Annotated in this window: 21 protein-coding genes; 11 read left to right on the forward strand and 10 right to left on the reverse strand. The window is 71.5% G+C overall.

The window, feature by feature from the left end:
- Positions 1 to 104: 104 nt before the first annotated feature.
- Together ACFV8T_RS29480 and ACFV8T_RS29485 are read right to left on the reverse strand one after the other, a co-directional pair.
- Entirely contained in the window at positions 105 to 956 is an 852-nt protein-coding gene (locus ACFV8T_RS29480; RefSeq protein ID WP_385333361.1) for an SMP-30/gluconolactonase/LRE family protein, read from the reverse strand.
- A gap of 83 nt (positions 957 to 1039) precedes the next feature.
- Positions 1040 to 1624: a TIGR03086 family metal-binding protein gene (locus ACFV8T_RS29485; protein ID WP_385333364.1), complete on the reverse strand. Its 585-nt coding sequence runs from the start codon at positions 1622 to 1624 to the stop codon at positions 1040 to 1042.
- A gap of 180 nt (positions 1625 to 1804) precedes the next feature.
- Between ACFV8T_RS29485 and ACFV8T_RS29490 the strand changes: the two genes are divergently transcribed.
- On the forward strand, positions 1805 to 2614 hold the full coding sequence (locus tag ACFV8T_RS29490; protein ID WP_385333367.1) for a methyltransferase domain-containing protein: 810 nt from the start codon (positions 1805 to 1807) through the stop codon (positions 2612 to 2614).
- 107 nt (positions 2615 to 2721) lie between these two features.
- Positions 2722 to 3087 (forward strand): VOC family protein, encoded by a 366-nt coding sequence (locus tag ACFV8T_RS29495; protein ID WP_385333370.1) that lies wholly within the window; start codon positions 2722 to 2724, stop codon positions 3085 to 3087.
- Positions 3088 to 3129: 42 nt separating this feature from the next.
- Here ACFV8T_RS29495 and ACFV8T_RS29500 read toward each other — a convergent pair whose 3' ends face one another.
- Entirely contained in the window at positions 3130 to 5100 is a 1971-nt protein-coding gene (locus ACFV8T_RS29500) for a DUF5107 domain-containing protein (protein ID WP_385333373.1), read from the reverse strand.
- Between the two features lie 256 nt (positions 5101 to 5356).
- On the opposite strand from ACFV8T_RS29500, the gene ACFV8T_RS29505 reads away from it, so the two are divergent.
- The 3 genes from ACFV8T_RS29505 (at position 5357) to ACFV8T_RS29515 (ending at position 7364) form a co-directional block, all read left to right on the forward strand.
- Complete coding sequence (locus ACFV8T_RS29505; protein WP_385333375.1) at positions 5357 to 5692, forward strand: DUF6204 family protein; 336 nt, start codon at positions 5357 to 5359, stop codon at positions 5690 to 5692.
- Between the two features lie 189 nt (positions 5693 to 5881).
- Positions 5882 to 6172: a hypothetical protein gene (locus tag ACFV8T_RS29510; RefSeq protein WP_385333378.1), complete on the forward strand. Its 291-nt coding sequence runs from the start codon at positions 5882 to 5884 to the stop codon at positions 6170 to 6172.
- An 85-nt stretch (positions 6173 to 6257) separates the two neighbouring features.
- On the forward strand, positions 6258 to 7364 hold the full coding sequence (locus tag ACFV8T_RS29515) for a hypothetical protein (RefSeq protein WP_385333381.1): 1107 nt from the start codon (positions 6258 to 6260) through the stop codon (positions 7362 to 7364).
- Here the strand turns inward: ACFV8T_RS29515 and ACFV8T_RS29520 are convergent.
- Positions 7361 to 8122 carry a GNAT family N-acetyltransferase gene (locus ACFV8T_RS29520; RefSeq protein ID WP_385333383.1) on the reverse strand — a complete coding sequence of 254 codons (762 nt, stop codon included), beginning with the start codon at positions 8120 to 8122 and terminating at the stop codon, positions 7361 to 7363. The two genes, ACFV8T_RS29515 and ACFV8T_RS29520, sit on opposite strands and share 4 nt — an antisense overlap.
- Before the next feature lie 9 nt (positions 8123 to 8131).
- Complete coding sequence (locus tag ACFV8T_RS29525; RefSeq protein ID WP_385333386.1) at positions 8132 to 8992, reverse strand: class I SAM-dependent methyltransferase; 861 nt, start codon at positions 8990 to 8992, stop codon at positions 8132 to 8134.
- 170 nt (positions 8993 to 9162) lie between these two features.
- On the opposite strand from ACFV8T_RS29525, the gene ACFV8T_RS29530 reads away from it, so the two are divergent.
- On the forward strand, positions 9163 to 10632 hold the full coding sequence (locus ACFV8T_RS29530) for a N,N-dimethylformamidase beta subunit family domain-containing protein (protein ID WP_385333388.1): 1470 nt from the start codon (positions 9163 to 9165) through the stop codon (positions 10630 to 10632).
- Here ACFV8T_RS29530 and ACFV8T_RS29535 read toward each other — a convergent pair.
- Together ACFV8T_RS29535 and ACFV8T_RS29540 are read right to left on the reverse strand one after the other, a co-directional pair.
- Complete coding sequence (locus ACFV8T_RS29535) at positions 10580 to 11332, reverse strand: HAD family hydrolase (protein WP_385333390.1); 753 nt, start codon at positions 11330 to 11332, stop codon at positions 10580 to 10582. The two genes, ACFV8T_RS29530 and ACFV8T_RS29535, sit on opposite strands and share 53 nt — an antisense overlap.
- Before the next feature lie 9 nt (positions 11333 to 11341).
- Positions 11342 to 12520 carry a serine/threonine protein kinase gene (locus ACFV8T_RS29540; RefSeq protein WP_385333392.1) on the reverse strand — a complete coding sequence of 393 codons (1179 nt, stop codon included), beginning with the start codon at positions 12518 to 12520 and terminating at the stop codon, positions 11342 to 11344.
- Between the two features lie 314 nt (positions 12521 to 12834).
- Here ACFV8T_RS29540 and ACFV8T_RS29545 point away from each other — a divergent pair, with 314 nt between their 5' ends.
- From ACFV8T_RS29545 to ACFV8T_RS29560, 4 genes are all read left to right on the forward strand, one after another.
- Positions 12835 to 14127 (forward strand): extracellular solute-binding protein, encoded by a 1293-nt coding sequence (locus ACFV8T_RS29545; protein WP_385333395.1) that lies wholly within the window; start codon positions 12835 to 12837, stop codon positions 14125 to 14127.
- On the forward strand, positions 14117 to 15031 hold the full coding sequence (locus ACFV8T_RS29550) for a carbohydrate ABC transporter permease (RefSeq protein WP_385333398.1): 915 nt from the start codon (positions 14117 to 14119) through the stop codon (positions 15029 to 15031). The genes ACFV8T_RS29545 and ACFV8T_RS29550 overlap by 11 nt, the downstream gene beginning before the upstream one ends.
- Before the next feature lie 32 nt (positions 15032 to 15063).
- Positions 15064 to 15885 carry a carbohydrate ABC transporter permease gene (locus ACFV8T_RS29555; protein ID WP_385333401.1) on the forward strand — a complete coding sequence of 274 codons (822 nt, stop codon included), beginning with the start codon at positions 15064 to 15066 and terminating at the stop codon, positions 15883 to 15885.
- Positions 15886 to 15951: 66 nt separating this feature from the next.
- Positions 15952 to 17052, forward strand: coding sequence for a radical SAM protein (locus tag ACFV8T_RS29560; RefSeq protein ID WP_385333403.1), 1101 nt, complete (start codon positions 15952 to 15954; stop codon positions 17050 to 17052).
- Here ACFV8T_RS29560 and ACFV8T_RS29565 read toward each other — a convergent pair.
- Genes ACFV8T_RS29565 through ACFV8T_RS29575 form a run of 3 tightly spaced genes read right to left on the reverse strand, consistent with a single transcriptional unit; the run spans position 17034 to position 19667 of the window.
- Entirely contained in the window at positions 17034 to 18029 is a 996-nt protein-coding gene (locus tag ACFV8T_RS29565; protein ID WP_385333406.1) for a mevalonate kinase, read from the reverse strand. The two genes, ACFV8T_RS29560 and ACFV8T_RS29565, sit on opposite strands and share 19 nt — an antisense overlap.
- Positions 18026 to 18550, reverse strand: a complete 525-nt coding sequence (locus ACFV8T_RS29570; RefSeq protein ID WP_385333409.1) for an NUDIX domain-containing protein — start codon at positions 18548 to 18550, stop codon at positions 18026 to 18028. The genes ACFV8T_RS29565 and ACFV8T_RS29570 overlap by 4 nt, the downstream gene beginning before the upstream one ends.
- Before the next feature lie 31 nt (positions 18551 to 18581).
- Positions 18582 to 19667 (reverse strand): NAD-dependent epimerase/dehydratase family protein, encoded by a 1086-nt coding sequence (locus tag ACFV8T_RS29575; RefSeq protein WP_385333411.1) that lies wholly within the window; start codon positions 19665 to 19667, stop codon positions 18582 to 18584.
- Positions 19668 to 19884: 217 nt separating this feature from the next.
- On the opposite strand from ACFV8T_RS29575, the gene ACFV8T_RS29580 reads away from it, so the two are divergent.
- Positions 19885 to 21528 carry a hypothetical protein gene (locus ACFV8T_RS29580; protein ID WP_385333414.1) on the forward strand — a complete coding sequence of 548 codons (1644 nt, stop codon included), beginning with the start codon at positions 19885 to 19887 and terminating at the stop codon, positions 21526 to 21528.
- Positions 21529 to 21556 lie beyond the last annotated feature (28 nt).

Genomic DNA, 21556 nt, shown 5'->3' on the forward strand with positions numbered 1-21556 from the left:
CTTTTGGGGTTTTCTATCCCTAGGTCCCTTTCGTGTGGGGTTCGGACACCCCCCCCCCCCGGGGGGGTGGGGTCTCGCGGCGGTGACCGGCAGGTGAGGCGGGATCAGCCCGCGAAGGCCGCCTGGGGCATTCCGCGCCCCGCGTCCGGCAGCACCAGCAGCGATCCGGACAGCGGGTGCGGGGCGGCGAGCCCCGTCCGGGCCGTCGAGATGTAGAGGTCGCTCAGGCCGCTGCCGCCGAAGGCGCAGGCGGTCGGGCGCCGTACCGGCAGTGCGACGATCCGGTCCAGGGCGCCGTCGGCCGTGTACCGGCGCACCGCCGCACCGTCCCACAGGGCGACCCAGACGGCACCTGCGGCGTCGACCGTCAGTCCGTCGGGGAATCCCGCGCCGTCCTCGACGGTGGCGAACGGGCGCCGGTTCACGGCATGTTCGCCGTCGAAGTCGAAGACGTCGATCCGGCGCGTGGGTGTGTCGATGAAGTACATCAGCCGGCCGTCCGGGCTCCACCCGATGCCGTTGGAGCATGCCACGGCGGGCAGCACGGGGGTCACCGCGCCGTCGGCCGCGACGCGGGTGAGGCTGCCTCCGTCGGCGGCTCCGTCGTAGCGCATGGTGCCCGCCCACAGTGCCCCGTCCGGCGCGACCGCCGCGTCGTTGCCGCGCCGGCCCGGCTCCGGGTCGTGGACCAGCCAGCGGAAGGCGCCGTCCGGGTCGTACAGGCCGATGCCGTCGCGCAGATTGACCACGAGTCCGCCGCCGGCGCGCGGCTTGGCCGCCCCGACGTGCTGTTCGGTCGCCATCACCGTACGGCGGCCGCTCACCGGGTCGTAGGTGTGCACGCGCGCGGAGACGATGTCGACCCAGATCAGCCGGCCGGTGACCGGGTCCCAGGTCGGGCCCTCGCCTAGCTCGGCCTGCTCATGTACGGCCACGTCCAGATACGGTGCGTTCACTTCAGCCTCTCGTGACCGGAATATCGAACCCACACTAATCGCGTGGCATTTGGCCCGACAACGCCGCCCGGCCGCGGGTGGCCTCAGGCCCGTCGGCCGAGCAGTGCGAGCAGCCGCGTCTGCGCGTCGGCGTCCGCCGCGGTGTCGACGGGGGCGGCGAACAGACCGCTCTGCGAGAGGTCCTTCGCGTACGGTCCGACCTCACTGCGCGCGAACGCGACCAGCCGGGCGGGCAGCCGCTCGTCGGCACCGATCGCCCGGGACAGGTCCCAGGCGTGGACCACGGCGTCGGCCACCATCTGCGCACAGTAGGCGTCGGCGGCGCTTTCCCCGTACGAGAGGTTCACCGTCCGCTCCAGGGCGCCCGGCGCCTCGAACGCCCTGCGCGCCCCGTCCGCCGCCCGGTCCCAGGCGGTCACGGGGTCGTCGCCCAGCACATCGCCGTCGAAGGCGTCACCGACATCGGTGACGGTGCGGCCCCCGGTGACCAGCGGCACCACCCAGAGCTGTTCGGAGGTGAGATGGGCGACCAGCTCACGGACGGTCCATTCGGTGCACGGAGTCGGTGCGGACCACTGGTCCTCGCGCACCGCGTGCACCCGGTCGGTGAAGAGCCGGAGCGCCTCGCCGTGGCAGTCGAGGAGTTCGCTTGCAAAGACGGATGCCATGCGTTCACTCTCCCCGGCCCGGCGCCGGAACGCGAACGCAACTCGTCCATATAGCAAGACATCTATCTCATCATTCGACACTGCGGCGTACGGTGACGGTACCGATCAGCGCTTCGCGGCTCGCGTCTGCGTCGTGTTCCGAGACGTTTCCAGCCGCGTTCCGAGAAAGGATCCACGGCCATGCCGAAGGAGACCGCCGTCTACACCCACGGCCACCACGAGGCGGTGCTGCGCTCGCACCGATGGCGCACCGCCGCCAATTCCGCGGCCTATCTGATCGACGAGCTCCGCCCCGGCCTGACCGTGCTGGACGTCGGTTGCGGCCCCGGCACCATCACCGCGGACCTGGCCGCGCTGGTCGCTCCCGGCCGGGTGACCGCCGTCGACACCACCGAGGAGATCCTGTCCCAGGCGGCGGGCGTCGCGGCCGAACGCGGACTGGACAACGTCGAGTTCACCACCGCCGACGTGCACGCCCTGGACTTTCCCGACGACTCCTTCGATGTCGTCCATGCCCACCAAGTGCTCCAGCACGTGGGCGACCCGGTGCAGGCACTGCGCGAGATGCGGCGCGTCTGCCGCCCCGGCGGCGTCGTCGCGGCCCGCGACAGCGACTACGCGGCGATGGCCTGGTACCCGGAGGTTCCCGGCCTGGACGACTGGCTGGACCTGTACCGCCGGGTCGCCCGAGCCAACGGCGGCGAGCCGGACGCGGGCCGCCGGCTGCTCTCCTGGGCCCGCCGGGCCGGCTTCACCGACATCACCCCGACCGCCGGCAACTGGTGTTTCGCCACCCCGGAGAGCAGGGCCTGGTGGGGCGGCATGTGGGCGGACCGCACGGTCGGCACGGCGTACGCGGAGATGGCCACCGCCGGCGGCCGGGCCGGCGCCGAGGACTTGGCGGGGATCGCCGCCGCGTGGCGCGAGTGGGGCACGCGGGACGACGCCTGGTTCATGGTCCCGCACGGCGAGGTGCTCTGCCGGGCCTGAGCCCGCGGCGGACTCCGCGGCCCTCCCGGCGGCCGTGACCGCGGGCTCCGCCGCGCCCCTCCTCGAATCGATCACGCGCCGATGTGCCGCCAACTACCCTTGTGCGCATGGACATTCTGGGAACCACGCTCCGCATCTGCGTCGACGACCTGGAGGCCGCGGTGGCCTTCTACGAGGACCTCACGGGCAGCTCGGCGCTCCGCTTCGAGCGCGGCGGGGTCTCGGTCGCCGCGATCAGCTGCTTCCTCCTGATGAGCGGCCCGGAGGCGGAGCTGGAGATCCTGCGCAAGGTGACGGCGACGATCGCGGTCAAGGACGTCGACGACGCGCACGCCGCCCTCGCCCGCGTCGGTGCCCGGATCCTCGCCGGGCCGGTACCGACGCCGGTCGGCCGCAACCTGATCGCCGTACACCCGGACGGTTCGGTCTTCGAGTACGTCGACCGGACCCTGCCGTCCGGACCGGGCCGCTGAGAGCGGACCCGGGCCGACGCGGGCAGGGGCGGACAGGCGCCCTCAACTCTTGGGGCGCATCCGGTAGTTGTACGCATCGGGCAGCGGCTCGTCCGTGAGCAGGGCCCATACCTCGTCCAGGATCTCCGCACCCTCACGCAGATCCTCGACCTCGAAGCCCTCGTCGAAGACGGTCCGGGCGGCGGTCAGGTCGCCCTCGGCGATCAGCAGCCGTGCCTCCAGCAGGCGGAACCGGCCGCGCTGCCGGACCGCCGGAGGCAGGGCGGCCCATACGGCCCGGACCGCTGCCGCGCGCCCGGCCGTCAGCAGCGCCTCCATCGCCTCCCGGCCCAGCGCCGCCGTGGCCGCCGTCCAGGCCTCGCCGTCGTCGCGGCGTTCCGCGCACAGGTCGTCGAACGCCTCGCCGTAGAGGTCCGCGGCCCGGTCCCACTGGCGGCCCTCCTCGGCGGCGACGGCGAGGCACCGCAGCAGCGGCCAGCGCGAGGGGGCGAGTGCCAGTCCGCGCTCCCAGCTGCGGACCGCCTGGGCGCGGTCACCGGCGTGCCACTGGGCGACGCCCAGGTGGTACTCGGTGAGGGGTTCGGCGGGAGCCGTCTCCAGCATGTCGCGCCAGTGCGGGGAGACCAGGGAGGGGCCGGGCGGGACCGCCCTGCGCGGCTCGGGAAAGGTGCCCTGGTCCAGCAACTCCAGCCAGGGCCGCTGCTGTTCACCGAGGGTGGAGTCGGCGAACGGTGTGCCGGGCAGCTCGTACTTGCCCCGCCGGACCTCCAGCGCGCCCCAGCCCGAGCCGGTGGCGAGCGACTCGCCGGGTTCGGTGTCGGCGCAGGGGCGCCAGACGGCGTAGGCGGCCTCGACATCGGTGCGCGACAACGCCTCGGCGAGCCGCTGTTCGGTCTCGGCGCGGGCCGCCGCCCAGTCCTCGCCGTGCACGGCGAGCGGGTCCGCGGACAGCGGCCCGTACGACTCCAGCCAGCTGAACTCGGCACCCGGTTCGAGGGGGACGTGCTCCAGCTGGGTGCGGGCCAGTCCGGCCTGGATCTCGGCGTATCCGACGGTGCCGGGCTCGGTGAGCCACTCCTGCCAGCGCCGCCCGCCCGCGCCGCTGCCCCAGAGGAAAAGCTTCCGGCCGCGCAGCAGGTCGGTCGACGTCTGGACGAGCCCGTGGCCGTCCTGGTCGAGCGAGGCTATCCAGCGGCGGGCGCCGTCGGGCACCTCGTAGAAGTAGTCGGCGGGGAAGTCGCCGCGCAGCGGGTACGTACGGTCGACGGAGCCGGCCACGGGGACCGGGACCCGGGTCAGGGTCCGTTGGTACCCGAAGTGCCACGCCTCGTCGGCGGGGGCCAGGACGCGGGTGCGTTCGCCTTCGGGCACGGCGATGTTGGACCACCAGTACACGGGTGCGGTGTGCTCGTGGGGGTTGCGGATCCGTACGCCGACGTGCAGGAAGTCGGAGTCCTCGGGCAGCCAGAGGTCCACCTGGAACGGCAGGTCGCGCAGCCGCTCCCACTCCCAGAGGCGGACCATCTCGCCCCCGTCGGGCGCGGGTACGCGGGCCGCGTGGAGCGGGGCGCAGGACAGCGTGGTGTGGCCCGTGGCGCCGATGTTCCACTCGATGCCGCCGGAGAACCAGGCGCCGTTGAGCGCGAAGTCGGCGGGCTGGAGCACGGGGTTGGTGTAGAGCAGTTCGCGGCCGGTCGGCTTGTGGTGGAGGGAGTGGATGCGGCCGCCGAGTCCGGGCAGGACGGTGGCCCGCAGCCGGTCGTTCTCGATGACGATCGCGTCGAGTCCGGTGGGGGTGCGCTCCCGCCGGTACCCGTCGAGGATGCGCACCGGCAGCACGGTGGCCAGTGGCCGATAGCCGATCTGGCGTGCCATGTCACGTGGCAGTGCGGCCCGGTCGCGTTCGTCGACCACATGCATCTCGTCGAGCGGCCGCAGCGCGGGCAGCGGATTCTCCGGGCCCAGTGGTGCGGCGGGCAGAGTCAGTACAGCGCGTCGTACGGTCGTGGCCAAGGCAACCTCACTCCCTCGCACGGGCCGCCGCAGGTCCGGGCGCCCCCCGATGACCATGGAACACGCTGGACAACGCCCCGGCCAGGGGCATGGCCGCCAGACTTCGGCAAAGACCACGGGGACGGCCCGCGGCCCGCCTCCGGTGCCGCCCGGTAATTCGGATGCGCCCCGCCCGTACCGCCGTAATCTTGGCCCCCGACGGTTCATGAGCAGTGGCCGATGCGGCCCACACGTACGGAACGCGGAGCGGGACACGATGAGCACGCAGCACACCTACCGAGTGATCGTGCGCGGCACCTGGGACGGCCTGACGGACGGGGCCCGCGCCCGGCTGCTGTCCGAAGTGGACGGCCACGGCCTGAGCGCGATGCAGTTCACCGAAAAGGGCTCGCTCGCGTACGACCGTGTGCTCAAACACTTCAGCTTCCGGTACGAGGTCGTCTCCGACGCCGACGACGGCGAGGAGATGGCGGCCGTGATCGCCGAGGACCGCGCGGAGACCTACCTGAACGAGCAGGGGTACGGCCATGGCGCGCTGCGGTCCACGGTGACCGACATGGACACGATGAAGATCAATTACAAGGGCCGGTAAGGCTCAGGAGCAAAACAACACCGCGTCGGCAGGACCGCCCGGACCCCTGTGGGGCCGATCGGCAGGGGCGTGACATGGCGAATGCCCCACGACTTGGCGGAAACAGCCTGTCCGGAATGGACCGTCACAGGGTTCGATGGCCTGCCGTTCACTTGGGGGAAGCGGTGCGACGGACGAGAGGTGCTCACAGTGCGGCGACCCCTGAGGTGCCTGGTGTTCGCCGCCGGGATCGGTCTCTCGGCCCTCGCGGTGACGGCCGTGCACGGCGCCGCCGCCCTGCCGCTCGCTGTCACCGTGTACGCCGATGCCGTCATCGGCCTGTGCTGGCTCATCGTCACCGGCCTGCTCCTCCGCAGCCGCCGGTCCCCTGATGCACCCGGCGACAACGCTCCTGGCCCCCGCCACCACCGCGCCGTTCGGTATTCCACCGATGGTGAGCTTGTTGCCCGTTCCCGCTGGAACACTCACCACCGCTACTGATCCGGCCAAACTCCCGGTACACCGGGGTCCGTCCGTCCGCGCTCTGCGACCATGACCGACGACCACCCCTGTGGAGGAGCGCAGTGTGACCAAGGTGACCAAGCCTCGCGTGAGTTCGGCCGTCATGACCCACCCCGTACGCCTCGCTCAGGCCCAGGACCTCGCTGACCGGCTGCGGCTGGACGGCCTCGCCCTCGACCCTGCCCCGGACGGCCCGCCCTGCGCCCTGCGCACCGCCCTGGTCGCCTGGTCGGCCGCGGACCCGGAGGCCAGCCACCACCTCGTCGTCCAGGACGATGTCGACGCCCCTGCCGAGCTCCTGGAGATCGTCACCGGGGCCGCCGCCCGGTTCCCCGACGAGGCACTGGTCTTCTACACCAACTGGCACGCCCGCAACGGTGCCGCCGCCCGCCTTGCCGCCCTCGCCGGTGCCTCCTGGGTACGGGCCGTCCCCGACGAGTTCACGCCGTCCCTTGCCGTCTGCCTGCCGGCCGGGAGCGCCGCCGCCTTCCGCGCCCACGCCCGTGACAGCGCCGAACGCCATGACGACGAACTGCTCTCCGTCTTCTTCCGGGGGCACGGCCGGATGGGTCTGCTCGCCGTACCGAACATCGTCGAGCACATCGGGACGACCAGCATCAACGACCATGCAGCCCAGGGCATCCGGCTCGCCGTCTGTCCCACCTCCGCCGCAGACGCCGCACCCCTGCTGGACCGGGGCCGCGTGCTGGAGGAGCCGGGCTGGATCCCGTACATGCGGTACGGCGAGGGCTACATCCGGCTCGTCGGACAGGAGCACGGCGCCGACGGCGGGCGCGGCCACCACCGTTGGCGGGACGCCCTGCCCGCGACCGGCCTCACGGAGGACACGGTCCGCGCCGCGCGGGCCGCGCATCTGCCGCAGGACCTTGCGGCCGAGGTGGCCGGGACCTTCGGCGGCGCGTTCGCGGAGGAGCTGTGGACCCACTGTCTGCTGCTCGGACGGCAGGCCGTCCAGGCCTCGCGCCGCCTGGGGCCGCTGCCGGACGGGGTGCCCGCCGACGCACTCGACCGGCTGCGGCACTCCGCCGTGGCCACCGCCGGACCCGCCGGACTCCCGCCCGAACGCCGCCCCGAGGCGGGCCCGGACGAGGTCCGTGCGATGGCCGCGTTCGCGTGGACCGCCGTTCGCGCGGGAGAAGATCTCGGCTAACGGGCTCGCCGGTCTCCGGCCCGGTGCGTGATCCACACTCCCGGCTCCCAGTACGCGGCCAGATCCCGCGCCCGGTCGACCCGGAGCGGTGCGAGACCACCGGGGAAGACGTACTCCCCGTCCTCCGGGAAGGCAAGGCCCGTCCAGCTCTCCCACTCGGCGACCGTCCCCGTGATCCGGGAGGAACGCCCGGACGCCGCCGCGAGGGTGCCGCCCGCGCCCACCTGGGTCCGGATCCACGGGTCGAACGGGGTCCCGTCGTCCCGGGTCCACGCCGCGTACCGTTCGATCGGCACCAGCGGATACCGCTCCTTCCAGGTGGGACGCACCGGTACCAGGACCGTCGCGAGACCGGCGCGCCGTGCCGTGTCCGACATCGCGTCGAGCAGCACCTTGGACAGCCCCCGGCCCTGATGGTCCTGGGCGACCTCGATGCCCAGCGCGCACAGCGCGTCCGGGGCGCGCCCGGCGTCGCGGTCCGCGAAGGCCCGCGCGATCGAGTCGTCCAGGCCCGGACCGAGGTCCGCCGCGGTGCCGTCCCAGGTGCGGGGCAGCGAGCGGCCGGCGCCGACGACCGCGTCGTGCTCGTCGTCGTACAGGACGAACTGGAACTCCGGGAAATCGTCGAACAGCCGGTTCCAGTATTCGCCGTTGATGTCTCCGTGCAGGTTGTACTCGGGCACCACGCCGGCGAACCGCTCGGGGATGCGGTCCCACAGCTCGGGCCGTTCCGAGTGACGAACCAGTGCCAGGGCCATGGTGCCTCCTTACCGGGCGGGGACCTCGACGTCCCAGACGACGACGATCGGGAGACCGTCCCAGGCGGCGCGGGCCGCGTCCGCGATGAACTCCTCGTAACCGCCGGGCGCGAGACGCCCGTTGAACAACGGCTCGTGGCAGCCGCGCACCCGCAGCCCCGCCCGTCCGAACGCCTCCAGGTAGCGGCCGGGCAGATGGACGTGGTTGCGGACGAAGGCGAGTTCCTCGGAGCCGTGCACGAAGAGACACTGTCCCTGGAGCGCGATCACGAACGGGTGCATGTCCGAGACGACGATCCGCCCACCCGGCCGGACCACCCGGGCCAGCTCCGCCACGGCGGGGGCGAGGTCCGGAAGGTGCGTCATGGCCAGCGAGCAGACGGCGAGATCGACGGAGTCGTCGTCGAGCGGCAGACGTTCCAGGTGTCCCACGCGGTACTCGGCCTCCGGGGCGTGCTCGCGGGCCTTCGCGATCATCTGCGGCGACTGGTCGACGCCGATCACGCGGTGCCCCCGAGCAGTCAGCTCCCGGGTCTGCCGGCCGGTGCCGCAGGCGGCGTCGAGCGCCGCTCCGGGCGCGAGACCGTCCAGGATCGTGCGGACGACCGGTTCCTCCACCTCGATGTACGAGCTGGGCAGCGAGTCGTACACCGCCGACCAGGACGCGTAGCCGGCCGCCGCGTCGAGCTCGCTGACAAGGGCCCCGCCGTCCGGGAGCTTCTCCTCGTCGAGGGCGAAGCGGCGTATGTCGGCCACCCGCTCCCGGAGGAACTCCTCGTCACCGTCCACGGCGTGGCGCAGCAGCGCCAGCCCCTCGATCCCCAGTACCAGTTCGCGTACACGGAATTCACCGCGAATTTCACCGCTCATACGAGCCCCTCACCGATCGACGGACGGCCCCGTGCCCTTTTCGGATTCCTCCTTACCCAGAAGTCGGGACACAGAGTCTCGACCCACCCACCGTGTCTGAAAATAGGGGATCGAATGGCCGGTTGGCGGCTCCGTTGTCGTCCGCACGACGGTTGCTTAGCATGAGCGGCATGATTGAGGGATATCTCGGACGCGAAAGCGTCACCGTCGGCGGGGAATTAATACTCCATCTCTCCACGGACGCCCCCAGGTTCCGTCTTCGTTTCTACCGGCTCGGCCAGGAACTCATACCGGTCGGAGAATCCGAGGAGTTTCCGGGCTTCCAGCACACCCCGCCCGACCATCCGGATGGATTGACCGGACGCGCCTCGCCCGCCGACGACTGGAACTGGCCGCCGCTCACCCTTCCCGTACCAGAGGATTGGGGGCCGGGAATCCACCTGGTCGAATTCATCGAATGCGGCCCGGACCATCCCGGGAATCCTCCCCTCCTCGGTGCGGAGCAGCTCGAAGGGCACGCCCGGGAGTTCTTCGTCGTACGCCCCCGCGTCCCCGGCAGCCACTCCCGCATCCTCTACAAGAAGTCCACCTTCACCCGGCACGCCTACAACCGTTCCGACCGGCCCGGTCTGGAACGCGCCGTCAGCCTCTACGACCACCCCGTCCACCGGGCCGGTGGCGGCGGTGAACCCCGAGGTCACAAGGTCAGCCTCCACCGTCCCGGGGGCGTTGTCGACCTCGCCTACTGGGATGCGCCCTTCATCGCCTGGCTGGAACGCCACGGCTATCGCGTCGAGTACTGCACCGATCTCGATCTGCACGAGGACTCCGGCCTGCTCTCCTCGTACGACCTCCTGCTCAGCGTCGGTCACGACGAGTACTGGAGCGCGGCGATGCGCACCCACGCGGAGCGATTCGTCCGCGACGGCGGGAACATCGCCTTTCTCAGCGCCAACACCTGCTGGTGGCGGGTGCACCCGACGGACGAGAACACCGCTTTCGTCTCCGACACCGATCACCACGTCGGCGACGAATATCCCCACCTGCCCGCCACCGACCAGTGGTGGGCGCCCGTGCCCGACGGGGTCGGCAGGCCGGAGAACACGCTCACCGGAGTGAGTTTCCGAAACGGCGGAATGTGGCCCGCCACTGAATGGCCCGGCGACCGTCCCCGCGTCGGATACACCGTGCAGCACGCCGATCACTGGATCTACGAAGGCACCGGATTGCGCGACGGGTCCGACGGAGGGACAGCTGACCGTCTGGGAGCCGGTACACCTCTCATCGGATACGAATGCGACGGCGCCGCATTCTCCTACGGCGCGGACGGAGTCGCCCGCGCCACCGGAGAGGACGGAACTCCGGGCTCCTTCCTCATTCTCGGAATTCACGTCCTCGAACCGGTGCACGAGGATTTCCATCATTTCAAATGGGGTCACTGGAACGGCCCCGTGCGCGAACCGTCCATCAGCAGCCCGCGCGCCGCCACCATGGGCCTCTACACCGCCGGCGGCACCGTCTTCACCGCCGGCACCACGGACTGGCCCGTGGTCTGCGGGCACGAACAGGACCCGGCCGTCGTCCGCGTCACCCGGAACCTCCTCGACCGTCTCCGCCACCGGAGTCCACTGCCGGGATGAGCTCCCGCAGGCCGGTGATCCGCGCCGCCCCCTCCGGCAGGGGCGGCGCGACACCGTCCACCGCCCGGTCGGGCCGCCACAGATGTACCGCCCGCATCCCCGCCGCCAGCGGACCGAGCACGTCGGGCACCCACATGTCTCCGACGAACAGCACCCGGTCCGCCGGCACCGCGCAACGTTCGACCAGCGTGCGGTAGATCAGCGGATGCGGCTTGCGGGCCCCCGCCCGCGCGGAGCCCACCACCACGTCCACGGCCCCACTGATGCCCACCTCCGCAACGCATTCCTCCAGGTTCCAGAACCAGTTGGAGCACACCCCGATCAGCAGGCCCCGTGCCCGCAGCCCTGCGAGCACCCCGGGCACGTCCGGGTAGAGGTCGAGCCGGACCGCCTTCATCGCCCGGTCGAGCTCGGCGACCAGACCGTCGAGCTCGGTCTCCGGCACACCGCAGGCCCGCGCACGGCGCCGCAGCCGATCGCGCTCCCACGTCACGTACGCCCTCTCGTCGACCGAGTGCGTCGCGTGCTCCTCGCCCTCGCCGGGGCCCACCGACCACTGGTCGCCCCAGAGTTCGCCCTGTGCCGCCAGGCCCCGGCGTGCGAAGATGCCGCGGTGGTCCGGCGGCAGCGGCTCCACCATCCGTACGAGCGTCCCGTAGAAGTCGAGGACGACCGCGCCGATCCCGTCCGTCACCACCACGGGATTCGCCTAGAACCGGCCGTACCGGTGCGGGAAGTAGTCCTCCAGGGTGCCGTCCCGCTCGATGTCGACGGTCGCGCAGTGCAGCCCGCCGCCGAACGGCCCGACCGCCCGGAACGGCACCGGCACGATCTCGAACCCGTACGAGGACAGCTGCTCCGCGAGCCGCACCTCCTTCTCCTCCACGCACAGTGTGTTCTGGTCGAGGTTCAGCATGTTCCCGGCGAGCCACGGACTGCAGAAGGACAGCTTCGGCGGATGGTCCCAGCTGGCCGGCTGCACGGCCTCCACGATCTCCCAGTCGTTGAGCTTGAAGAACTCCATCAGCTCGGCGTCCGCGAGCCGCTCCCCGCAGTGCAGCACGAGGCCGGGCCGCAGGGGCACCCAGGTCGCGTCGATGTGCAGCGGATGCGTGTTGGTCGACGTCACCGCGTGCACCCGGTGGTCGGGGAAGTGACGGCGCAGCCACTCGTAGCCGCTCCTGTTGGTGACGAACGACAGCTGCACGAAGAGGTCCTTGCCGAACCGTGCCACGTCCGCGGCGTCGAAGAGCGGCTCCGCCTCGGTGAGCACCAGGTCGTAGTCGCGGACCCGGGCCAGCTGCTCCTCGGTCGACAGGTCGTTGTACGTGTCCCAGAACCCGGTCTTGTACGAGGCGTCCGTGAGCCGCGGCTTGGGCGCGGCCTCCCAGCGCATCCGGTCGTCGGCGTCGAACAGGCCCTGGAGCACCGGCCGGTAGCACAGGTACTCGAACCAGCGGCTGCGGTACGACATGGTCGCTTCGAGGACCTCGTTGCCGACCGTGAGCAGCAGGTCCCGGGGCGGCATGCAGCCGAACATCGAGTCGTGCGTCCACTCCGGCGTGGACACCTCCTGGGTGAAGTCGACCGGGGTGGGACGGTCCACCCGGATGCCGCGCCCCCGCAGCATGTCCGCGAAGTCGTCCAGCTGCTGCTCGGCCTCGGCCACCATGTCCGCCGGCATGGGGCCGTACGTCCCCAGCGGGAAGCCGTCGTCGGGGTAGTCGCGGCGCACCGCGTGTTCGGGGGCCTGCACCACGGTGCCCTCCGCGCGGCCGACGATCACATGCCGCAGGGGGTCCCAGCCGTTCCATGCGTTGACCCGCACGGGGCGCTCGGAGCCGGCGGGGGCAAAGGTGTCGGACGCGATGGTCGTCTGCTCGGTCACGTACAAGCCCTTCGATCGGGGTCGTGGAGTGCCGCAGGGGCTCAACCTGCGGGCAGCACACCGTCACCGTCAAGAGCCACTCGGCTACTCACCGAGGCATTCGCGTCACTGTGGCCTGAGTGCGGCCCCCGTCCTCCGAGCCGCCGATGGCATCGGCGCAGCGCAGCGGGGGGACGCTGGGCCCTTTGTGGGAAGCACACCGTTGTCTTCCGGCCGAAACTCCGTGTCGCGGCGGGGAGCCTCGGTCCGCGGGGTAGTGAGAAGACCGTCGCCCAAGTCCCGTACGTCTCGATGAATCCCGCACGGAGGAATCCATGACACTGCGTCTGCCCCGCCGATCCGGGATCCTGGGAGCCCTGCTGCTGCTCACGGTGGTGGGGTGCAGCTCGGGAGAGGGCGGCGCGCCGGGCGGGAGCTCGGGCGGTGATCTGAAGGTGTGGCTGACCGTGGACGCCCGCGAGAGCTGGCCGGAGATGGTCGCCTCCGCCAACAAGCGGTTCGCGAAGCAGCACCCGGGCGTGAAGGTCGATGTCCAGTACCAGCAGTGGACGACGAAGAACCAGAAACTGGACGCCGTCCTCGCGGGCCGGAACGTGCCCGACGTGGTGGAGATGGGCAACAGCGAGACCACCAACTACATCGTCAACGAGGCCTTCGCACCGCTGGACCCGAAGACCTTCGAGCGGTCCGGGCAGTGGCTGCCCGCGCTCGCCGACGCCTGTCGCCACGACAACCGGACGTACTGCGTGCCGTACTACGCGGGAGCGCGCGTCGGCGTCTACCGCACCGACTACTTCAAGGGCGCCGGGATCACCAGTGCCCCGCGCACCTATCCCGAGCTGATCTCCGGCCTGGACCGGCTCAAGGCGAAGTACGGTGCCGGGGACCCCGGCTTCTCGGCCTTCTACATGCCCGGCCGCTACTGGTACGCCGCCATGGGCTTCGTCAAGGACGCGGGCGGTGAGATGGCGGTGGAGAAGGACGGCCGCTGGCAGGGCGCCCTCTCCTCGCCGAAGTCCGTCGCCGGGCTCACCGCCTGGAAGAAGCTCCTGGACGACTACTACGTCGGCGACCGGGCGAAGGACAACGGTGACCAGCCGGCCGTCGTCGGACAGGGCAAGGCCGGCGTCTTCTACGGCAACACCTGGGAGGCGCAGGCCGCCGCCGACGCCCGCTCCGGCGGCGACCCGCGCCTCAAGGGCAAGTTCGCCACCTTCGCCTTCCCCGGCCCCTCCGGGAAGCTGCTCCCGCCGTTCCTCGGGGGCTCCACCCTGGCCGTGCCCGCCAAGTCGCGGAACCAGGAGCTGGCCGCCGACTGGATCCGCCTGTTCACCGACGGCGAGTCGCAACGGCAGCTGATCGCCGCCAACACCCTCCCGAACAACACCGTGCAACTCGCCGACGTCGCCGCCGGAGGAATCAACGGTCCGGCCGCCCAGGCCGCCGCGCGCGGCTGGGTCACCCCGCTCGCCCCCGGCTGGACCTCGGTGGAGAAGTCCAACGTCCTGCCCGAGATGCTGGAGCGCATCGCCACCGGAAAGGCGTCCGTGCGGGACGCCGCACGCGAGGCGGACCGCAGGATCGACGCGGTGATCAATGAGCGCTGATCCGGCCGGGCGAAGGCCGCGCCCCCACCTGCCCTACCTGCTGATCGCCCCGTCCTTCCTCGCCCTCCTCGTGGTCCTCGGCTACCCGCTGGTCGACATGGTGACCCTGGCCTTCCAGGACATGACCCGCAAGGAGCTGTTCAGCGGCGCCGCGCCGCCCTGGGCCGGTCTCGGACAGTTCCGGACGATCCTCGGCGACGGGTTCTTCTGGACGGTGGTGGCCCGCACGGCCCTGTTCACCGTCGTCTGCGTCACCCTCACCATGGGGCTCGGCCTGCTCATCGCGCTGCTGATGCGGCGGACGTCGCCATGGGTGCGAGCGGTCCTCGCCGGCGTGCTCGTCGCGGTGTGGGCGATGCCGGTGATGGTCGCAGCGGCCATCTTCCGCTGGCTCTTCGACGCGGACTACGGCCTCGTCAACTGGCTCCTGTCGACGTTGCCCGGCATCGACCTCGCCCGGCACAACTGGTTCACCGACCCCTGGCAGGGCTTCGCCGTGATCACCGCGGTCGTCGTCTGGGGCGCGCTGCCGTTCGCCGCCGTCAGCCTGCACGCCGCGCTCACCCAGATCCCGCCGGAACTGGAGGAGGCCGCCCTCATCGACGGCGCCCGCCCGTCCCAGCTCTTCCGGTACGTCACCTTCCCCGCGATCAAGCCCCTCTTCGTGATGGTCACCACCCTGATGGCGATCTGGGACTTCGGCGTCTTCAACCAGATCTGGCTAATGCGCGGCGGTCAGCCGGAGCGCGAGTACTACCTGCTCGGCGTCTACTCCTTCATCGAGTCGTTCGCCGTCAACCGCTACAGCACCGGGGCCGCCATCGCGCTGGTCACCGTCGTCCTGCTGCTCGCCGGTGCCGTCGTGTACCTGCGGCAGATGCTGAGGCTGGGTGAGGCCGAATGAGAGCGGTACGCAAGGGGCAGAGGACTGCGGCCGTGCGGCGGCCCCGACGCCGTTACGACCTCCTGGGCCTGCTCGTGGCCGCCGCCCTCGGCTTCCCCGTCTACTGGATGGTGCTCACCGCGTTCCGGCCCGCGACCGAGATCCTCAGCCTGCCGCCCGAGTTCTGGCCGAGCAATCCCACTCTCGGCAACTTCGCCCGCGCGATGCGCACGGAGACCTTCTGGGCCAACGTCCGCTCCAGCGCCGTCATCGGCCTCGGCACCGTCCTGGTCTCCCTCCTGGTCGGCACCCTCGCCGCGTTCGCCCTCGCCCGCTTCCGCTTCGCCGGCCGCAAGGCGTTCGTCGTGGTGATCCTCACCGTCCAGATGATCCCGCTCGCCGCCCTCATCATCCCCGTCTACCTGTTGCTCAACGACGCCGGTCTCACCGACAGCCTCGGCGGCGTGATCCTCGTCTACCTCGTCTTCACCCTGCCGTTCACCGTGTGGATGCTGCACGGCTTCATCGCCGCGATCCCGGCGGAGCTGGAGGAAGCGGCGATGGTCGACGGCTGCGGCCGGTTCGGTGCCTTCGTCCGTATCGTCCTGCCGCTGCTCGCCCCCGGGCTGGTCGCCACCTCCGTCTTCGCGATGGTGCAGGCGTGGAACGAGTACGTCCTCGTCTACGTCCTGCTGTCCACCCCGGAGAAGCAGACCCTCAGCATCTGGCTGGTCTCCTTCCAGACCAGCTTCGGCACCGACTACGGCGGGCTGATGGCGGGCGCCACGCTCACCGCCCTGCCCGTCGTCGTCTTCTTCCTGGCCGTCCAGCGCAAGATCGCCGCGGGGCTGGCCACCGGAGCGGTCAAGGGCTGAGCGCCGCCCGGCCGGAACCGGTACGCCCCGCCGACGAACCCCGTACACCCCACAGAGGAGAACCCTGTGACGCACGACCGTCTCGACCTCGTCTCCAAGCTGTACCAGCCCGCGGGCTGGCCCCGGATCCTGCAGGCCGCCGCCGGCGAACCCTCCTCCGCCCCGCTCGTCGTGGACCTCGACCCGACCACGTTCTGCGACCTGGCCTGCCCCGAGTGCATCAGCGGAAAGCTCCTCAACCAGGGCCGGTTCACCCCGGAACGGCTCGCCGCCCTCGCCGAGGAACTCGTCGCCATGTCCGTACGGGCGGTGGTTCTCATAGGCGGCGGGGAACCCCTCGCCCATCGCGGCACCCGCAAGGTCCTACGCATCCTCGGCGAAGCGGGCCTGGCCGTCGGAGTCGTCACCAACGGCACGATGATCCGGCAGAACCTCGCCGAGCTCGCCCAGTACGCCACCTGGGTCCGGGTCTCCGTCGACGCCGGCACCGCCGGGACGTACGGCCTGTTCCGGCCCGACCGCAAGGGCCGCAGCGTCTTCGACAAGGTGATCGAGAACATGCGGCTGCTCGCCGCCGAGAAGACCGGCGCGCTCGGCTATTCCTTCCTCGTGATGTCCCGTCAGGAGCCCGGCGGGCGCACCGTCACCAACCATCACGAGGTGCTGTGCGCCGCCGAGCTCGCCCACGACATCGGCTGCGACTACTTCGAGACCAAGGCCATGTTCGACGACGACCACCACATCGTGCAGGTCCCCGGCGAGATGCTGGCATCCGTCGACCGCCAGCTCGCCGAGGCCGCCCGCCTGGAGAGCGAGGACTTCCAGCTCGTCAACTCCTCCACCCTCACCTCGCTACGCGGCCACGTCGGCACCGTCCAGCCCAAGGAGTACGACCGCTGCCGGGTCGCCGAACTCCGCACGCTCATCACCCCCTCCGGGGTGTACGTGTGTGCCTACCACCGGGGCAACCCGCTCGCGAAGATCGGCGACGCCGTCACCGACGACCTCGCCACCATCTGGCAGGACGCGGACCGGCGGGGGATCGTCGACCCGAGCCGGGACTGCCGGTTCCACTGCGCGCGCCACCGCTCCAACCTGGAGCTGGAGCGCATCGCCCGCGGAACCGGCGAACTCCCGCTCGTGCAGGACTACGACCCCTTCCTCTGACCTCCCGCCACCGGCACCGGCTCCCGCCGGGCGCCCGGAGCGGCCGTGGCGGGCACGACCCGGGCCCCCGGATGGGAGACGAGCAGCGCCCGTGCGAGGCGGGCCACCGTTTCCGCCGCCTCGTCCGCCGGGCAGATGCCGACCAGCGCACCGCCCCCGCCGGCCCCGCTGAGTTTCAGCGGCAGGCCGGCGGAGCGCAGCGCGACCGTCCGCAGCTCCTCGAGGAACGGCGTCGACATCCGCTGGTGGTCCCGCATGGCTTCGTGGGCATCGGCCATCGCGGCCCCGAGCTCCGCCAGGTCCCGGCAGCGCAGCGCCTCCCACACCCGGCCCGACGCCTCGTCGGTCACGGAACGGTAGGCGGCCAGTGCGGGGTCGCCGGCCGCGAGTTGCGCCCGTACGTCCCGGATGTGGTGCCGGGTGTCCTTGCGGGTGCCGGAATCCACGACGACCACCCGCCACTGCTCGGGGAACTCCAGCCGGTCCCGTATGGCCGGAAGCCCGCGCTCGCGGCCGTCGAGCAGGAGCGCACCGCCTTCGACGACTGCCAGGTGGTCCATGCCGCCACCGTTGAAGACGGCGAACTCGAACTCGTACGCCCACTGCGTGATCGTGGCGTCGGAGACACGCCTCCCGCGCAGGGAAGTGTCCGCGAACGCCCGGAACAGCGCCACGATCCGCGCCGTGGACGACGACAGGCCGCTCGCCGCGGGTGCCTCGCTGCGGACCGTCACGGCGGGCGGTCGCGGGGCGAGTCCGGGCAGCCGTGCGCGCAGGAACGCCCACACCTCCCGCTGCCAGCTGTCCTCGGTCCCTTCTTCGCCAGGGCCGGGGCCGGGGCCGGGACCGACCTCCACGGTCGTCATCAGGCCGAGCGCGAGAGTCACCGAGCGGCCCCCGCCGAGCCAGTCCAGGTCCTCGCCGGACAGACAGGCCCGACAGGGCACCGCCGCGCGTATCGGATGTATGGGGTTCACCGGGCCTGGAACCTTCCTTCCACGCGGAATCTCTCGTACATGGACAGCACCACCTCCGTGGGCGGGTGCAGCGGTCGGGGCGGCGCGTCGAGCGGCCGGAACAGAGCCTGGCGCACCTCGTCGGCGCCGGGCGACAGCTCCCCCGACCAGCGCCGGGCGACGAAACAGAGCGCGAAGCAGTGCGTCACGTCCCCGTTCGGATAGGTCAGGGTGTGCACTTGTGGATCCGAGAGCGTCCCGAACGCCACCAGGTCGTCCCGCTCCACCCGCAGGCCGGTCTCCTCGGCGACCTCGCGGACGGCGGCGTCGGTGAAGTCGCCGTCCTCCTCGCAGGATCCGGCCGGGAGCTCCCAGACGCCGGTGTCCGCGCGCTGCTGGAACAACCCGCGCCCCTCGGCGTCGATCAGAAGCACCTGTGCGCCGGGCACCAGCAGCGTCCTGGAGCCGACCTGCCGGCGCAGCGACCAGATGTAGGAACCGGTGTAACCCATCGTGTACGTGTCGCCTTCGTCGCAGTCCATGCGCCCCACGGGCCCGTCAGTGCGCAGCGTGTCACGCCCCTTCCGGTTCGCCGGGCTCCTCGGCCAGCCAGCGCGGCATGGCGCCCGACGTCGCCAGCAGCCACCGCACGTACCGGTCCACGCCCTCCCCGACCCCGATGCGGGCCTGCCAGCGCAGGAGCTCGCGGGAGCGCTCGACGGAGGCGTAGCCGCCGAGCGGATCCCCCTCGGGGCGCGGGGTGACGATCTGCCGTGAGCCGGGGAAGTACGGGGCGATCAGATCGGCCACCTCGCGGACCGACGTGGGCCGGCCCGTTCCGACGTTCACGGTCTGCCCGGCCATCTGTTCCTCGATCAGGGCGAGCGCGGTGGCCTCGGCGATGTCGTCGACGTGCACGAGGTCGCGGACCTGGTTCCCGCCGCCGTTGAGCCGCATGGGCCGGCCGAGACGCGCCTGGAGCGAGAGCCAGGGCACCATCCAGGAGTGGCTGCCGGGTTTGGGGATCTGGGGCTCGCCGTACACGGAGAAGTAGCGCACCACCGCGTACTCGGTGCCGCTGGAGGCGCCGAGCATCAGCCTGGTCTGGTGCTCCGCCCAGAGCTTGCAGTTGGCATACACGGACACCGGGACGAGCGGCATGTCCTCGTGGAAGACCTGCGGCCCCTCGGCATCGGGCGCGCCGTTGCCGTAGACGGACGCGGAGGAGACGAGCACGAGTCGCCGAACCGGGAACCGCGCGGCCTGCTCCAGGACGACCTGGGTGCCCTCGACGTTGGCACGGAATGCGATGTCCGGGCGCCGGGTGCAGGCTGCGACATCCGCGTAGGCAGCCGCGTGGACCACGAAGTCGGCCTCCCGCAGCAGCGTCCCGACGGTGTCGGCGTCACGGACGTCGCCGACGACCAGCCGGGCGCCGCTGCGCGCCACGCCGAAGGTCTCATGGCCGGACTCGGGATAGGCGTCCATGCGGTCCAGGACGGTCACGACGGCTCCGGCGCTCTGCAACAGCGCGACCAGCCTGCTGCCGACGAGTCCGCCGCCGCCGGTGACGACGATGCGGGCATCGCGGAGCTTGTCGAGCCGGGAGCGGACGGCCTCCTCGGCGGCGACAGCGGTCGATTGGGGTAACGCGGGCATGAAAGCCTCTTTCCGGCGTCGGGGGAAATGCACGCGGTTCACGGACCCTGGCGTGCCGGGCCCAGCATCACGGGCCCGTCGTCGCCCTGCCAGAGGGCCATTTCGGCACTCTTGCGGGCCGTCGGTACCGCCCGTACTGTCCGAATCCGGCTGGCGGACCCGGGCTTCGGACGGATACCCGGTGCGGTCCGGGCCGATCCGGACAGAGGGAGGACGTATGGCGCGCCAACGGCTCAGCGCGGTGGTCATGACCCATCCCAGACGCCTGGCGGCGGCCGAGAAACTGGCCCTGAGCGCGCCTTCCGGCCTTCTGCGGGTGGTCATGGACCCCGACCCCACAGGCACTCCGTCGGTGCTGCGCACCGCACTCGCCGCGTGGTCGGCGATCGAGGACGGGGCCACACATCAATTGGTGGTCCAGGACGACATGGTGTTGTCCGAAACCTTCCTCGACCGGGTCCAGCGCGCGATCGAGGAGCTGCCCGACGCGGCGCTGGCCCTGTTCGCCCTCTGGGACTCCCGCAACGGGGCGGCTGTGCGGTTGGGGGCGATGGCCGGCGCCCGCTGGGTCGGCGCCGTCAACGAGTACTTCCCGTGCGTGGCGATCGTGCTGCCGCGCCGGTTCGCCGACGGATTCGTCGCGTACGGCAGGAAACGCCTCGGCGGCTGGCCCGACGACATCCTGATGCACCGCTATCTGAGCGCCCATGGCGTTCCGCGCTATGTCGCCGTGCCCAATCTCGCCGAGCACGAGGACCGCGGCTCGATCTCCGGAAACGCCTTCCGGGGCCCGCGCCGCTCGGTCTGCTTCCTGCCGGGAGACCGGCCCGGGAAGGAGGGTGAGACCCTCACCGGCCTGACGGTGCTGCCGTTCTTCAAGCACGGGGTCGCGCAATGCGCGGTACGGGTCCCTGGCCCCGGTCCAAAACAGTGGCTGCACCTGGACACCGCGCAGTACCTCCACGGTGCCGGGCTGCCCGCCGCGCTGCTGCGCCCGCCCGGCGCCGCCTCGGCCGAGGCGGACGTGAAGGGCACCTGGCTGACGGCTTTGACCATGGGCTTCGAAGCCGCCCGCGCCGGACTCGCCGCACCGCCCACGGCATCGGAGGCCTACATGGAGGCGGTGGCGACGATCGGCCCGGGTGGCATCAGCAACGCCAGCACGCAGGAGCACATCGCACGCCGCCGCGAACCCCTGGCCGAGGTGGCGCGGCGGGCGCTCCTGGCCGGGCTCGAAGCCGCCGCCGAGCACCGCACACGCCCCCGGCCGGCGCAGGGCCTCGTCTGGCGCGGGGCGGCGACCCCGCTCGGCGAACACCTCGCGCGCAGGCTGGCCGACCGGCAGGAGCGATCCGCCGCCGTGATCGACCTGACACGACTGCGCTCCGCCGAACCGGAGGTGACGGTCCGTCCGCATGGTGACCCGGCCCCGTACACACTGAGCGTGGGTGAGCTCTACGGCCCCGGCTGCTCACGCCACACCCCGATCGGCCGCATGGTGTGGGATGCGCTGCGCAGCCACCCGGTCAAGGCCGAGGGCGACCCGGACGCCGAGGTGTATCCCGTCCATGTGAACGACCTCGCCGACGCGATCGAGGCGGTTCTGCGCGCCCGGCCGGAGAATCGCGACTTCGCGGTCGCCGCCGAGAAACCGTGCACGGCGGCCGAACTCGCACAGGCCGTGCACGGCGTCGTACGGCCCGTACCGGTACGGACGGTGCCGGACGCCGAGCCGGGGTGGCACACCCCGGCCGGCACCCTGCGACCCCCCGGCTGGACGCCCGCGACGGGCCTGTCGCGTGGACTGCACTCCTTCGCCCAGTGGCTCGCCTACGAGGGGGTACTGCTCGAATCGGACTGACCGTCACGCGATGGGCCGGCGGTGGCAG

Source organism: Streptomyces sp. NPDC059832 (assembly GCF_042731715.1).
Lineage (GTDB): Bacteria > Actinomycetota > Actinomycetes > Streptomycetales > Streptomycetaceae > Streptomyces.